This window comes from Gordonia sp. SGD-V-85 (assembly GCF_001456905.1).
In the GTDB taxonomy this organism is placed as follows: Bacteria; Actinomycetota; Actinomycetes; order Mycobacteriales; family Mycobacteriaceae; genus Gordonia; species Gordonia hongkongensis.
Genome location: NZ_LNQO01000007.1, coordinates 266,852 through 281,527, shown reverse-complemented (window position 1 = coordinate 281,527; position 14,676 = coordinate 266,852). Strand labels below are relative to the sequence as shown.

Here is a 14,676-nt window from a genome sequence, read left to right as displayed (position 1 = left end):
TCAGGCAGCGGGGACCGGGGCTCAGACGTCGCCGCGACGGAGCATGCGACCGCGGGCGGTCTCGAAGTCGACCTTCTGCCCGCGAACCCAGGTCCCCTTGACCACGCCGGCGAGCGCGCGGCCGTCGTACGGGCTCACCGGGTTCTTGTGGTGGAGGCGGTTGACGTCGACGATCTGCGCGGATTCCGGCTCGAAGATCGCGAAGTCGGCGTCGCAGCCGAGGGCGATGCGTCCCTTGGTCGGCAGGCCGGCGAGGTCGGCGGGTTTCGACGCCATCCACTCGATGACCTGCGGCAGGTCGATGCCGCGCTTCTTTGCCTCGGACCAGATGAGCGACAGCCCGAGCTGAAGCGAGGCGACCCCACCCCATGCGACGCCGAAGTCGCCGTTCTCGGGGTCCTTGAGGTCGACGGTCGAGGGCGAGTGGTCGGAGACGATGCAGTCGATGGTGCCGGCCAGCAGCCCCTCCCACAGCAGTTCACGGTTGCCGGCCTCGCGGATGGGCGGGCAGCACTTGAAGGCCGTCGCGCCGTTGGGTACCTCTTCGGCCAGCAGGGTGAGGTAATGCGGGCAGGTCTCGACGGTGATCTTCACACCGTCGCGCTTCGCGCTGGCCAGCATCGGCAGCGCGTCCGACGACGACAGGTGGAGGACGTGGGCGCGGACGCCGGTCCAGCGCGCCCGCTCGATGACCTCCGCGATCGCCAGGTTCTCGGCGCCGCGCGGACGGGACGCGAGGAAGCGGGTGTACTCATCGCCCTCGGGGGAGGGGGCCTTGTCGATGGCGCGGGAGTCCTCGGCGTGGACGATCATCAGCGAGTCGAACTCGGCGAGTTTGGCCATGTCGGCTTCCATCTCGTCGGCCGTCAGGTGCGGGAACTCGTCCACTCCCGAATGCAGCAGGAAGCACTTGAAGCCGAACACACCCGCGTCGTGCAGGCCGCGCAGATCGTCCTCGTTGCCCGGGATGGCGCCGCCCCAGAATCCGACGTCGATGTGCGTCTTACCTTGTGCCGCAGCACGTTTCTCGGCCAACGCGTCGACGTTCACGGTCGGCGGGATCGAGTTGAGCGGCATGTCGATGAGCGTGGTGACACCACCCGCGGCCGCCGCCCGGGTGGCCGAGTCGAAACCCTCCCACTCGGTGCGCCCGGGCTCGTTGACGTGTACGTGGGTGTCCACGAGTCCGGGGATCATGACCTGATCGTCGGCGAGCTCGATGACCTCGGCCCCGGTCAGCCCGCTGCCGAGGGGCTCGATCGCGACGATCCGACCGTCGCGGATACCGATCTCGCGGGCCACGATCCCGGCCGTGGTGAGAGTCTGTTCACCCCGCACGACCAGGTCGAACGGTGCGTCGGGAGTAGCGGCCGGGGCATCGGGTGCTGCGGTCATGGGGCGGGACTCCTTGCTGGTGCCGTGTCCGGTGTCGTTCCAGAGACTAACCCAGGTTATTCCTCATCATGGAATGAAGCCGTCTCATTTCGGAACTCAACTCGCGAGTAGGCCGGTGTCGTGCTATTGACAACGGCCTCGATCGTCAGGCTAACTGTCACGAACGCGGAAACTTCATTCCACATCACGGAACTCCGCGAGTGTAGGAGCGCGGTCATCGATGACCGTCCGACCGAAAGTGCAGACATGAGCACTGAGCAGCACACAGCCCCCGTCGACGGACCGGTTTCCGAGGTCACCGGCACCGTCCCGGCCGGGCTGAGTCCGAAGCTGTACAACGACGACCTGGCACCGACCAGCCGCGTCGGACGACGATGGAACACCTACAACATCTTCACGTTGTGGGCCAACGACGTACACAGTCTCGGCAACTACGCCTTCGCCATCGGTCTGTTCGCGCTCGGGCTCGGCGGGTGGCAGATCCTGACCGCCCTGGTGCTGGGTGGGGTGTTCCTCTTCCTGCTGCTGAATCTCTCCGGCTTCATGGGAGAGAAGACGGGCGTGCCGTTCCCGGTCATGAGCCGCATCTCGTTCGGGTTCCGCGGCGCGCAGATCCCCGCCCTCATCCGCGGCGGGGTGGCGATCGCGTGGTTCGGCATCCAGACCTACCTCGCGTCGGTCGTCCTGCGGATCATGCTGGTGGCGCTGTTCCCCGGCGCCGCCGACCTGGACACCAACCGTTTCCTCGGGCTCTCCACCCTCGGCTGGATCTCGTTCGTCTCGCTGTGGGTGATCCAGGTGATCATCGTCAGTTACGGCATGGAGATGATCCGTCGCTACGAGGCCTTCGCCGGTCCGGTCATCCTGGTCACCATGGTCGCCCTGGCCGTCTGGATGCTGAGCAACGCCGACTGGACCATCGCGTGGTCGACGCCCGATTCGCTGACCGGCGTGGACATGTGGCTCCAGATCATCGGCGGCGCGAGCCTGTGGGTGGCGATCTACGGCACCTTCGTCCTCAACTTCTGCGACTTCACCCGCAACGCGGAATCGCGAAAAGCGATCGTGCGCGGCAACTTCTGGGGCATCCCGCTGAACATGCTGCTCTTCGGCGCCATCGTGATCACCCTCGCCGGAGCCCAGTTCCGCATCAACGGCACCGTCATCGAGTCGCCGTCGGACATCGTCCAGACCGTTCCCAACACCTTCCTGCTGGTGCTGGCCTGCCTCGCGCTGCTGATCCTCACCGTCGCCGTGAACCTCATGGCCAACTTCGTCGCGCCGATCTACGCGCTGTCCAACCTGTTCCCGCGCCACCTCGACTTCCGGCGCGCGGCGCTCGTCGCCGCGATCATCGGCTTGGTCATCCTGCCGTGGAACCTCTACAACTCGCCGGCGGTGATCAACTACTTCCTCGGCGGACTCGGTGCCCTTCTCGGCCCGCTGTTCGGTATCGTCATGGCCGATTACTGGCTCGTCCGCCGTTCGCGAATCGACGTGCCCGCGTTGTTCACCGAGGCGCCGGGTGCCGCCTACCACTACCGGAACGGGGTCAACATGCGGGCGATCCTCGCGCTCGTCCCGACTGCAGCCATCGCCCTGGTGATGGCCTTCGTCCCGGCCTTCGAGGTGATCTCGGAGTTCTCCTGGTTCATCGGCGCCGGTCTCGGTGCGATCGTGTACCTGGCGGTCGCCGACCGTCGCGGTCCGTTCGCCGAGGTGTCGGGCGAGCCGATCTCCGTCGCCAGCACCCACTGACCCACAAAGGACATCACCGTGCGCATCCTGGTCGCCAACGTCAACACCACCGTGTCGATGACCGAGGCCATCGCCGACTCGGCCCGCTCGGTCGCCTCCCCGGGGACCGAGATCGTCGGTATCACACCGCGATTCGGCGCCGACTCGTGTGAGGGGAACTTCGAGTCCTACCTCGCCGCGATCGCCGTGATGGACGCGATCCTCGCCTACCCCGAACCGTATGACGCCGTCATCCAGGCCGGTTACGGCGAACACGGTCGAGAGGGACTCCAAGAGCTCCTGGAGGTGCCGGTCGTCGACATCACCGAGGCCGCGGCGTCGACGGCGATGTATCTGGGACACCGGTTCTCGGTGGTGACGACGCTGGACCGAACGGTCCCGCTCATCGAGGACCGGCTCAAGCTCGCCGGCCTCGACCAGCGTTGTGCGTCGGTCCGGGCGTCGGGACTCGGTGTGCTGGAACTGGAATCGGACCCCGAGCGGGCGGTCCGGGCGATCGTCGAGCAGTCCACCCGCGCGGTGGCCGACGACCACGCCGAGGTGATCTGCCTGGGCTGCGGCGGGATGGCCGAGCTCGAGGAACAGGTACGCGAGGCGACTGGGGTGCCGATCGTCGACGGCGTGCGGGCGGCGGTCACGATCGCCGAGGGTCTTGTCCGAATGGGGCTTTCAACCTCGAAGGTCCGGACTTACGCCCCGCCGCGGGAGAAGAAGATCACCGGCTGGCCGTTCAACCGCTAGTCCTGGCGGGTACCGTTCGGCCACCGCGGGTCGCGCCCGGCCAGGCCCGCGAGACGGTCGACGAGCGGTGCGTCATCGGGCACCGCGATCACCGGTCCGAACATGCCGTCGCGTTCTTCCTGCGGTTGCGGCGGATGGTGGAAGTCGAAGACGACCTGGAGGATCTCGTCGGGGATGTCGAATGCGATGTCCGCGGCGCGCGCGACATCCCAGCCGTGCAGGACGAGCTCCGACAGCGCCACCATCCCCATGATCTCGGCCGGCAGGTCGACACCGCCGGCCTGGGTCATGCCGTCCCAGGCGGCGGGGTCGTTCCACGAGTCCGCGAGCTCGCGGACGTGGCGGTGGAGATCATCGCGCCACTCCGATGAGAGTCGGCTCTCCGCCGGGTCCGGCGGCGTCGAGGTCAATGGACCGAAGTCCTTGCGCGCCGCGGCCGCGAACGCCTGCGAGAGTCCATCGACATGGGCGAGCAGCGCGGCAAGTGCCATGTCGGGACACGGGGTCGGACGGTCCAGTTCCGCGTCGGTGATCCGGGCGGTGTAGCCGAGCATGTGATCGGCGGCCTCGGATATCAGACGCGCCTGGGTCGTGTCGGTGGGCATGCGTATCCCTCTCGTCGTCTTTCGAACAGTCACCGGGACCGACTCGCTCGACGCCGATTTCTCATCGGTCGCGCGCATCGATGTCCCCGTATTGTGGTTACGTGACGTCTCCGACACGCGAGTACACGACCATCAGCCATCCGGAACCGAACACCCGTGTGTGGCATGAGATCCAGGGTGACGGGCAGCCGGTCGTGCTGCTGCACGGCGCGTTCTCCGGTGCGTCGTCGTGGGGTGGGCAGGTACCCGCCCTCGTGGACGCGGGTTGGAAGGTGTTCTGTCCCGAGCGCCACGGCCATGGTCACAGCCCGGACGTGACCGACGAGTTCCACTATGCGGACATGGCCGACGAGACGATCGCCTATCTCGACGAGGTGGTGGGTGGTCCAGCCGAGATCGTCGGGTGGAGTGACGGTGCGGTGGTGGGCGTGCTGGTCGCGCTGCGTCGGCCCGATCTGGTCCGGCATCTCGTCTTGATCGGCCAGTACTACAACAGTTCGGGCCGGGCGGTCGGCGGCATCCTCGACGCGCTCGATTCCGCCGACGACGAGCTGATGGAGTTCTTCGCTGCCGACTACGCGTCCGAATCCCCGGACGGGGCAGAGCATTTCCAGGTCGTCTTCGACAAGACGATGGCCATGATCAACTCCGAACCCGAGATCGATCTCGGTGATCTGGCCGCGATCACTGCACCGACGCTGGTCATGCAGGGTGACCGCGACGAGGTGACCCTCGAGCACAGCCGCGACGTCGTCGCCGCCATTCCGGGTGCCCGGCTGGCCGTGATCCCCGGGACGCACCTCATCCCGATCGAGGCCCCGCAGGCCGTGAACGCGATCCTTGTCCAGTTTCTCGGGGCGGAGTGAGCCGGCGCCCTCAGTCCGGGACCATCGCCGAGAACGCGTCGGCCAGGGTGGGGTAGAGGTCGAGAGTGTCATCCAGGCCCGTCAGCCGCAGGGGCCGAGTGATGGCGGGATGCCCGCCGACGACGCCGAACCGGCCGCCGGCCGGGGTGACGGACGCGTGTGCGGCGAGGAGCGCGGCGATGCCGGACGACGCGAGGAAGTCGGTGGCGGTGAGATCGATGATCAGCCCTCGGGGTTGCTCGCTCACTGCTTCCAGAACGGCGGCACCCAACTGCGGGACGGTGAGCAGGTCGATGCTGCCGTGCACAGTCAGGATTATGAGTTGATCGCGCTGCGTCGAGATCACTGCCAGCGCGCGACCTGCCCGGGACGCGTCCTGGTCATCGTCGACGACCACCGGTTCGAAGCTGTCTGCCCTCATGTAGCCCTGCCTCCCTGTTCGCTCGAAGTCGCCCGTCCGTGAGATGGCAGCGCCTCGAGGTCCGCCTGGTGGCGTCGGCAGTTGGCTTCACCGGTGCCTTGGTGTGTCCTCGATATGACGTTCGGCGCCGTCGAAGACGCGGATGGCTGCGTGCCCCTCCCCGAGCACCGCGACATACCCGGCGACAGCTACTGCGCTGATGAGGAGCAGGTACCAGCCGGCAGCGTGATCGAAGGCCAGCAGGTAGAGCGCGGTCAGTGTCGCGGCGCAGATCGCCGCGGCCGGCAGTGCCGGAAGCCATCGTCTGTCTCGCAGGACGAGTATCGCCGCCTGACACTGCACGGCGATCTGCATCAGGGCCAGGAGCGCCCCGGCGCCGGCCATCCCGAGCAACCCCGGCAGTGTTCCGGTGTCGGAGAGGGCCGCAGTCGCGACGGTCGCGAGAATCGCGACCGAGCCGAGGGCTGCTCCGACCGTCGGGGAGGTGAAGCGCGCGAAGTCCTGGTCTACAGAGGTCTCGGGGTTGTCGACGGAAAGGTGCATGACTTCTGTCTAACGCCTGATGCACTTCGGCGGTAGTATGCACAATATTGTCCATATGGACGAGGATGTCCACGCCGACGGCAGGGGTCTGACGATGGAGAACGAGGGCGAGTCCGTTCTGCGCGACCCGGTTCGACGTGCCTACGAGGTGTGCCCCGTCGAGGTGAGCGTCGCCGTGCTCGGCGGTTCCTGGAAGATGACCATCGTCAAGAACCTTCTCGAGGGGCCGTTGCGATACGGCGCCCTCGGGCGGGCAGTCGGTCCGGTCACGCCACGAGTGCTCACCCGCCAGCTACGTGAACTCGAATGCGACGGCATCGTGCAGCGCACGGCCTATCCCGAAGTCCCTCCGAGAGTTGAGTATTCGCTCACCGAACAGGGACGGGCGCTGCGCCCCTTCGTCACCGCCCTCAACGAGTGGGGGAAGACCTACGCGACCGAGGTGATCGAACCCAAGGTCGCGCAGCGGGAGAGTGCGGCGAGCTGAGTCGAGGTCGCCGCAGCCGGCGCAGTGTTCCGCGGAACACTCTCGACCTCGGGTTGAGCTCCGAAAGTTTGTCGGTGCCGGGCGATATCTTGTTGCTGTACATCTCGTTCGGGTCTGGGGGTTGCGGTGGGGGTCAGTGCTTTTCGTTGCGGTGGGGATGTGTCGTCGATGTTCGACGATGCGGATCCGGCGTCGTTGTCTGATGAGGTGCTCGAGGGTCGGGTGCTGGGTTACGCCGCGCAGATCACTGCGCTGACAGCGGACTTCCTTGAACTGGTGGCAGAACTGGATGAGCGGGAGTCGTGGCGGGGGCCGGGGATTCATTCGCTGGCGCACTGGTTGTCGTGGAAGGCCGGCATCGCACCGCGAACGGCGCATGAGCAGTTGAGGGTCGCCAAGGCGATACGGGAATTGCCGGTGATCCGCACGGCGTTTCGCGAGGGTCGGTTGTCGTATTCGAAGGTCCGCGCGTTGACGCGAGTCGCCACGCCTGAGCGCGAGCAGGAGTTGGTGAATCTGGCGTTGTCTGCGACGGCGAGTCAGTTGGATCGGGCGGTGCGGGCGATGGGCCAGATCGACCGCAACCGTGGCGTCGAGGAAGAAAGCCGGCCGCCGGTGGAGTCGACGGGCCGGTGGAAATGGAACACCGATGGGTCGCTGTCGGTGTCGTTGACGCTGAGTCCGTTGGATGGTGCGCGATTTCTCGCTGGGGCGGTGCGCGCAGAGTATGAACGCACCCGTACCGTCGACGATCCGGATCTACCAACCGCGGGGAGTGTTCCGCGGAACACTGAACCGGAGTCGGGTGACGGCGATTCGGGGCAGGGGTCGGGGGTGGTGCCGTCGCGGCGTCGGGATCTGTGGCGGCAGGTGCCGTCGAATGTGGCGCCGGCGGTGGTGGCGATGGCCGACATGGTGCATGACGGGATGGCGATGCCCGATCTTGCGCCAGGTGCGGAGATCCTGATTCATGCCGGTGACGGGGTGGAGCATGCTCATCTCGATGATGGTCCGGCGTTGTCGGAGGCTGAGGTGGCCGAAGCTCGGTGCGGGGCGTCGACTCGGGATGTGGTGAGTCGCCGGGTGCCCGGCCGGCCGGGGAAGTTGGCGTTGTTGGGGGTGGGGCGTCGGAAGCGGGTGCCGAACAAGGCGTTGGTGCGGGCGTTGTTCGTGCGGGATCGGTGTTGTCAGGTGCCGGGGTGTGGTCGGACGCGTCATCTGCATGCCCATCATGTGGTGTTCTGGTCGGCGGGTGGGCGGACGGATCCGGACAATCTGATCTTGTTGTGTGGGTCGTGTCATCGGGCGTTGCATCGGGGCGAGTTTGCGATCACCGCGCATGGTGAGCAGCGGTTCAGCTTTCATCGGCCAGACGGGACGGAGATCGAGGTGGCGCCACCGACGTCGAAACCGTCGGGGTGGCAACCGAACCCTGCCATAGGTATCGACGCGACGGTGCCGATCGGTGGGGGTCGGATGGACCTGGGGTACACCACCGAGGTGCTCTACGCGGTGTGGGAATGGAAGCAGCGCAACGAGACTCGCTCAGCACCAGTCGTCCGAGAGGCGGCGTAGCTATTCGTCGCGCAGCTCATCGATGTCGGTCCGCGCGATCTCGGTGAGCCGGTTGAGGATTCGGGTGTAGGACGGGGACTGGCGGTGGACGAGGGAGGTGTGGGTCTCGCCGTCGAACATGTGCAGCTCGGCCGAGCCGCCGGCGGCGTCAAGGGCGGTCGCGTAGCGGCGGGAGTTGGTCGGGTCGACATCGTCGTCGGCCAGTCCGTGGAACAAGGTGACCGGTAGCGCCGGATCGAGATTGCGGATGGGGTCGACCGAGTCATAGCGCGCGGGGACCTGTCGTGGTGTGCCACCCAGGACATGGGTGATCACCCGGTTGTTGCCGTGGCCGACGGCGTAGTGCATGTCGAGCGGGCCGGAGATGGACACCGCCCGGGATGGAACGAAGGCCGGACGCGAACCCACTTCGTCATCGGTGAGGCGATGGCGCGTGCCGCCCCACACGGCCAATTGCGCACCGGCGCTGTGACCGACCACCGGCTCGTCGTCGATTCGCAACTGCGGGTAGGTCTCGGCCATCGCGGGCACATGGTCGAGTGCTCGGGCCACGTCGTGGAAGGTCGTGGGCCACCCTCCGCCGGTGCCCAGACGTCGGTACTCCACGTTGTAGACGGCCAACCCGCGGTCGGCGAGATCCCTGGCCATCTCGTCGAATTGCTCTGCACCGGCCTGGCTTTCCCAACCGCCACCGTGGATGATCGTCACCAGCGGCAGCGAGTCGTCGTCGCGGGCGCCCGCGGGCAGGTACAGGTCGGCCCAGTTCTCGGCGGGGTCGGCATCGTCGGAATCGAGATACTCGACGCGGACGACGTCGAAGGATTCGGTCCCCGCGGGGACCGGGGGAGCCGTCGCGGGTCCGTGCGCATCCGACGGCGTACCGGAAGACGGTGACGGCGTTGACGACTGCCGGTCCGGCGGCGTCGAGCAACCACCGGCCACGAGCGCGATCACGCCCACGGCCACCGTGACAATCCGACGTCTCATCGGTTATCGCAGACCGGAGGGCACGATCTTGCCGTTGACCGTCACGGTCACCTCGCCGGTCTCGGTGTTCTCGGAGATCTCGCCGTGCTCGAAGGTGACCACCTCGAGGTCGCCGTCGACTGTCACGTCGCTTGTGGGCACACCGAGCGGTCCGGCCGAGCCGTTGGAGCCGAGGAGCAACGGGGTGCCGTCCGGGGCGCGCTCGGTGTTCCAGGCGTCCCGGATCTTGCCGGAGGTGACGATGTACCCAGGCGTTGCGGGGTCGCTGTTCCTCGCGATGATCACGCCACCGCGGAACTGTTGGTAGACAACGCCACTCTCTCGTGTCCCCGCGTTGTGATCGCCGGTCAACGGCTTGCCCAGGGCGGCCCGCTGTGCCTCGGTCGCCGACGCGTACTTCGTTGCGATCGGGCCGGTGAGAGTCACCTCGACATCGTCCTCGCCCATGACCGTGGTCTCGGTGGGCTTCGCATTCTCCACGACAGGAACGGGGCCCGTCGTGTCGCCGGCCGCTGAGGTCGTCGTCGAACCCCCGGTCGTCGGGGCTCCGGAGGGCGACTCGCCGGCGTCTGACGTGCCGCAACCGGCGGCGATCAGTGTGATCGCGAGCAACCCGGCGACCAACTCGGAGCGGCGGGATGCCACCAGTTTCATGTGATCCTCTCGACCCTCGACTCGTCGGCCTAGGTGTATCACGGACCGCGACCCGTCGCCGTGCGGCTGCGGTTCACCCGTGCCGACGGCGGTACTCGGCCGCGGCACCCGGATGCAGGGGGATGGGTCCGGTGAGGATCAACGACTGCGCGTCGAGGAACTGACTGCCGATCGCCTGGGCGGGCACGAGGTGAGCGGCCTGGTCGAGCAGCACGTCGACGATGGCCGCGGCGGTCGCATCCGGCACGTCCCGACGGGCGAGCAGGAGATTCGCGACCCCGACGGTGGTGACTGCCGGGTGCCGGCCGTAGATGTCGGCCGGGATGCGTACGGGCTCGTACGCGGGTCCGAACCGCTGTCGTAAGTCCGCGACAATGCCACCGAGGTCGAGCAGGGCGATCGGCACGCGCGGGTCGGTGAACGCCGGGGTCGGCAGACCGCCCGCCCACATGACGGCGTCGACCTCTCCGGCGGCGAGGGCGGCGCCGGCATCGGCCATCGTCTGCTGGACCGGCCGGATGTCGCGGCCGGCGTCGAGGCCGGCCGCGGCGAGTACCCGCTCGGAGAGCCCGGCGGCGCCGGACCCCGGTGCTCCGACACTCACCGACCGCCCGCGCAGGTCGGCGACCGTCGCGATCCCGGACCCGGTGCGGACCGCCACCTGGAAGTAGTTCTCGTACACGCAGCCGAGAGCGGTCAGCTGCGTCCCCGCGCGCTCGATGGCCGTGTCGCTGAGGCTGATCGCGAGTTCGGCGGAACCGTCCGCCAGGGCGTCGAGGTTCTCGGCCGAGCCGCCGGATTGCCGCGGGCGGATCTCCGGCGCGCCGGACCGGTCCGCCGCCGCGGCGAGAAGACCGGCGAACTCCCAGAAGAAGCCACCGGGCTCGCCCGCCGCGAGGCGGACCGGTGCGCCGCGTTCGGTTCCGCACGCGGTCAGGAGAAGCAGCGCGCCCAGGCCGGTGGTCCCGCGGAGCAGAGTCCGCCGGTCCACCGGCCCGCGCGCGAACGACATGGTGACACCTTAGGCCCGCCGGGCAACGGCCTCTGCGTCGAGGAAGGCCCGCCCCTGCTCGCGATCGAGCGGGGTCTCCGCCTTGTTGCGCAGCACGAAGATGTAGACCATCAGCGACACCGCGATCACGACGGTGACGTAGGCGATGAACCACGGGACATGACCGCCGTTCTTCGCGGCCTGATAGATCAGCGGCGCGGTGCCGCCGAACGCCGAGTTCGCTAGCGCGTAGCCCAGACCCACTCCCAGCGCGCGGACGTGAGAGGGGAAGAGCTCCGCCTTCACGATCGCGTTGATGGAGGTGTAGCCGGTGAGGATGATGTAGCCGATGGCGAGCAGGGTCAACGACGTTGCCACCGAGGTGGTTTGGGGCAGGTAGGTGATCAGGACGTAGGTGTACAGGACACCGCCGACGCCGAAGAAGATGAGGACGGGTTTGCGTCCGACCTTGTCGCTGATCATTCCGCCGATCGGCTGCAACACCATCAGGAAGATCAAACCGATGAGGTTGATCCAGGTTCCGGTGCGACCGTGGTCTTCGTAGGCGGTCTTGACGATGGCCGGTGCGTTGACGCTGTAGGTGTAGAAGGCGATGGTGCCGCCGATGGTGACCAGGAAGCAGACCAGCAGGGGTCGCCAGTAGTTCAGGACGAGTTCGCGGATCGAGCCGGACTCGGAGTCGGCCCCGCTGCGGACGGCCTCCAACTGCTCCGGGGTGAGCGACTCGTCCATGCTGCGGCGCAGCCAGAAGACGACCACGGCGGCCACGCCGCCGATGAGGAACGCGATGCGCCAACCGAAGTCGGAGATCTGGTCGGAGTCGAGGAAGCCCTGCATCACCAGCAGGGTGAGCTGCGCCAGTACGTGTCCGCCGATAAGTGTGACGTACTGGAACGACGAGAAGAAGCCGCGACGCTCGCGGGTGGCCGCCTCGGACATGTAGGTGGCCGACGCGCCGTACTCACCGCCGGTCGCGAACCCCTGTACCAGTCGACAGAGCACCAGGACGACCGCCGCCCACACGCCGATCGACTCGCGACCCGGTGTCAGCGCGATGACGAGGGAGCACGCCGCCATCAACGACACGCTGAAGGTCAGCGCCGCCCGGCGGCCCCGACGGTCCGCGTACCGGCCGAAGAACCAGGAGCCGACCGGCCGCATCAGGAAGGTGACGGCGAAGATGGCGTACACGTAGACGGTCGAGTTCTTGTCGGCCGAGTCGAAGAACTGGCTCTCGAAGTACGTCGCGAAGACGGTGTAGACGTAGACGTCGTACCACTCGACGAGGTTGCCGGACGACCCGCGCAGGGTGTTGAGCACGGCACGACGCGTCGCCGCGGCCGACGACGTCGGCGGTGCGCTCCGGGCGTTCGCGGGTTGCCGGGTGGGCGAGTCGGTCATCAGGGTCCTCCAGGTCGTCGAACGTGCACCCGACCCGGTCCGGCGTCGGTGCCCCTAACACTGTGAACGCAGTCACAGGCGGAACGGAAGCCGATCGCGGTTTCCTAACAGTCCCTTAGGACACGTCGTCCACGGCCTAGTGGAACGGGACGTCGGCCGCCGGGATCCAGAGGTCCACCCGCAGTCCCGCGGGGCGTCCGGCGGTCACCTCCAGTTCGCCTCCGGCTCCTTCGACAAGGGCCGCGGCGATGGCCAATCCGAGTCCGGAGCCGGGCCCGCTGCCGGCCGACGCGCGGAAGAACCGCTCCGTGATGCGTGGCAAGTCGTCGGCCGTCACGCCCTGTCCGGTGTCGGCGACCCAGACCCGGATACGCGCTCCCTCGGATCGACAGCCCAGCTCTACGTGGGCACCTTTCCCGGCGTAATTGACCGCGTTGCTCATCAGGACGTCCATCGCCCGGATGAGGTCGTCCTCGTCGAGCGCGGCGATCACCGACCCGGGCCGGGGAGGCGAAGCGATCGACGCCGACATCCCCGCGTCGGCGAGCGCGTCCGCCCAGAAATCGTGGCGCTCGACCAGCACGGCGGCGACGTCGCATACCCCCGTGGTGGAACCGGCGGGCCGCGACTCGGCGGTGGCGAGGACGAGTAGGTCGTCGACGATGCGGTCGAGCCGGTCGATCTCCACGACGGTCTTCCGATGCGATTCCAGCGAGCGGCCGGTCAATCCGAGGCCGAGGGTGTCGAGGCGAAAGCGGACCGCCGCCAACGGATTACGAAGTGCGTGCGCGGTGTCGGCGACCAGGCGGCGCTGGGCGGCGGTGGCGTTCTCGACGTCGTCCGCCATCGCGTCGAAGATCCGGGCCAGCTCGCGGACCTCCGGTGGGCCGGTGTGCCGTTGACCGGGCGGCCCACCCGGGGGCGTGTCGTGCGCTGACGGGCCGCTGTCGATGATCGAGGCGCGTAGTGAGCGCACCCGTGCCGACAACGCCGTGAGTGGGCGAACCGTCCACCGCGACAACGCAACCGCGATCATCGACCCGATCACGAGCATCGCGAGGGCCCCGGCGGCGATCACGGCCCACGTTCTGACGACATCGCGTTTCGCCGCCGTCGTCGACGCCTCGATGACGACCGCGCCGTCGACCTGGGTGCCCGTGCCGATCGGCATGGCCACGAGTACCGAGTCGGGCGACCAGGGCGTCAGCCCCGACGCGATCCGCGTGCGCTGATTGCGCAATGCCTCGGAGACGGCCTCGGCGACCTCCGGTGACCGGGCTGCGAGGCCGGCCGAGGCGCGCGTCGTGCCGGCTCGATCGACCACCACGACACCTTCGTCGTAGAGGTCTCGGTAGCGCTCGGCGGCCTGCTGGAGTTCCGTACCCCGCATCTCCGGGTCCCGATCCGCGAGGTCGGCGAAATAGACCGCCGATGCGGTCCGGCTCTCGGTGAACCGTTGCAGCCGTTCACGACTCGCCGTCGTCGCGAGGGGCACCGCCAGGCCCAGGACCACGATCGCCGAATAGACGACGAGCACGAGCAGCACGCGGCGCCACATCGTTCAGGAACCCCAGCGGTAGCCGTACCCGCGGATCGTCTCGATCACGCCGGGCCTGCCGAGCTTCGCCCGGAGCGCGGTCATGTGGACGTCGAGGCTGCGCGAGATGGCGACATAGGCGTCGCCCCAGATCGCGTCCATCAACTGTTCGCGGCTCACCGCCTCACCCCGGCGGGTGACGAGGTGCGCGAGGAGTTCGAACTCCTTGGGAGTGAGGGCGACGCCGCTACCCGCCACGGTCACCAGTCGCGCGTCGAGATCGACGACGATGTCGCCGGTGGCGATCTGTCGCGCCGCGGGGGCCGGTGCGTCGACGGTACGCCGACGGGCGGCCACTTCCAGGCGCGCCATCAGCTCGCCGAGGCGCGCCGGTTTCACCACATAGTCGTCGGCGCCCCCGCGGAGCGCCCGCACCACCGACCGCTCGTCCTGCCGCGCGGTGAGCACCACGACCGGCATCTCACTCACCGCCCGCAATCGGCGCAGCACGGTCAGCCCGTCCTCGTCAGGCAATCCCAGGTCCAGCAGTGCGAGGTCGAATTCCCGGTGACCGAGGAGGAGATCGGCGCCGCGACGCATGCGACGGGGCTCGTGGCCGACCTCGTTCAGGGCGTCCACGAGCGCGTCGCCGACCCCGTCGTCGTCTTCCACTACCGCGATACGCTTCGTGTCT

15 protein-coding genes are annotated in these 14,676 nt (G+C 67.9%); 5 read left to right on the top strand and 10 right to left on the bottom strand.

All coding sequences use genetic code 11. From position 1 onward, the window contains the following. Positions 1-21: 21 nt before the first annotated feature. Positions 22-1,395: an allantoinase AllB gene (allB, locus tag AS181_RS11160; RefSeq protein WP_058251648.1), complete on the bottom strand. Its 1,374-nt coding sequence runs from the start codon at positions 1,393-1,395 to the stop codon at positions 22-24. A gap of 246 nt (positions 1,396-1,641) precedes the next feature. Here allB and AS181_RS11155 point away from each other — a divergent pair, with 246 nt between their 5' ends. Further along, a complete protein-coding gene (locus AS181_RS11155; RefSeq protein WP_058251647.1) occupies positions 1,642-3,153 on the top strand; it encodes an NCS1 family nucleobase:cation symporter-1 in 1,512 nt (503 codons plus the stop codon). Between the two features lie 18 nt (positions 3,154-3,171). After that, complete coding sequence (locus AS181_RS11150; protein WP_058251646.1) at positions 3,172-3,894, top strand: aspartate/glutamate racemase family protein; 723 nt, start codon at positions 3,172-3,174, stop codon at positions 3,892-3,894. Here the strand turns inward: AS181_RS11150 and AS181_RS11145 are convergent. Continuing rightward, positions 3,891-4,499 carry a TIGR03086 family metal-binding protein gene (locus AS181_RS11145; RefSeq protein ID WP_058251645.1) on the bottom strand — a complete coding sequence of 203 codons (609 nt, stop codon included), beginning with the start codon at positions 4,497-4,499 and terminating at the stop codon, positions 3,891-3,893. The two genes, AS181_RS11150 and AS181_RS11145, sit on opposite strands and share 4 nt — an antisense overlap. Before the next feature lie 101 nt (positions 4,500-4,600). Between AS181_RS11145 and AS181_RS11140 the strand changes: the two genes are divergently transcribed. Continuing rightward, entirely contained in the window at positions 4,601-5,365 is a 765-nt protein-coding gene (locus AS181_RS11140; protein WP_058251644.1) for an alpha/beta fold hydrolase, read from the top strand. Between the two features lie 10 nt (positions 5,366-5,375). Here AS181_RS11140 and AS181_RS11135 read toward each other — a convergent pair whose 3' ends face one another. Both AS181_RS11135 and AS181_RS11130 read right to left on the bottom strand, forming a co-directional pair. Then, entirely contained in the window at positions 5,376-5,786 is a 411-nt protein-coding gene (locus AS181_RS11135; protein ID WP_058251643.1) for an STAS domain-containing protein, read from the bottom strand. Between the two features lie 87 nt (positions 5,787-5,873). Beyond that, entirely contained in the window at positions 5,874-6,329 is a 456-nt protein-coding gene (locus AS181_RS11130) for a hypothetical protein (RefSeq protein WP_058251642.1), read from the bottom strand. Positions 6,330-6,423: 94 nt separating this feature from the next. Between AS181_RS11130 and AS181_RS11125 the strand changes: the two genes are divergently transcribed. Further along, a complete protein-coding gene (locus tag AS181_RS11125) occupies positions 6,424-6,816 on the top strand; it encodes a winged helix-turn-helix transcriptional regulator (protein WP_058251692.1) in 393 nt (130 codons plus the stop codon). A gap of 168 nt (positions 6,817-6,984) precedes the next feature. Then, entirely contained in the window at positions 6,985-8,391 is a 1,407-nt protein-coding gene (locus AS181_RS11120) for an HNH endonuclease (RefSeq protein WP_058251691.1), read from the top strand. Here AS181_RS11120 and AS181_RS11115 read toward each other — a convergent pair whose 3' ends face one another. The 6 genes from AS181_RS11115 to AS181_RS11090 all read right to left on the bottom strand — a co-directional run bounded on the left by AS181_RS11115 (position 8,392) and on the right by AS181_RS11090 (position 14,663). After that, positions 8,392-9,378 (bottom strand): alpha/beta hydrolase, encoded by a 987-nt coding sequence (locus tag AS181_RS11115; RefSeq protein ID WP_091344340.1) that lies wholly within the window; start codon positions 9,376-9,378, stop codon positions 8,392-8,394. 3 nt (positions 9,379-9,381) lie between these two features. Further along, positions 9,382-10,032, bottom strand: a complete 651-nt coding sequence (locus tag AS181_RS11110; RefSeq protein WP_058251689.1) for an LGFP repeat-containing protein — start codon at positions 10,030-10,032, stop codon at positions 9,382-9,384. Between the two features lie 73 nt (positions 10,033-10,105). Then, complete coding sequence (locus AS181_RS11105) at positions 10,106-11,044, bottom strand: TAXI family TRAP transporter solute-binding subunit (RefSeq protein ID WP_058251641.1); 939 nt, start codon at positions 11,042-11,044, stop codon at positions 10,106-10,108. A 9-nt stretch (positions 11,045-11,053) separates the two neighbouring features. Then, a complete protein-coding gene (locus AS181_RS11100) occupies positions 11,054-12,445 on the bottom strand; it encodes an MFS transporter (RefSeq protein ID WP_058251640.1) in 1,392 nt (463 codons plus the stop codon). A 136-nt stretch (positions 12,446-12,581) separates the two neighbouring features. Beyond that, the gene (locus tag AS181_RS11095) at positions 12,582-14,003 is read right to left on the bottom strand and encodes a sensor histidine kinase (RefSeq protein WP_058251639.1); all 1,422 of its coding nucleotides are present in this window, start codon (positions 14,001-14,003) and stop codon (positions 12,582-12,584) included. Positions 14,004-14,006: 3 nt separating this feature from the next. Beyond that, positions 14,007-14,663 (bottom strand): response regulator transcription factor, encoded by a 657-nt coding sequence (locus AS181_RS11090; protein ID WP_058251638.1) that lies wholly within the window; start codon positions 14,661-14,663, stop codon positions 14,007-14,009. Positions 14,664-14,676: the final 13 nt, after the last annotated feature.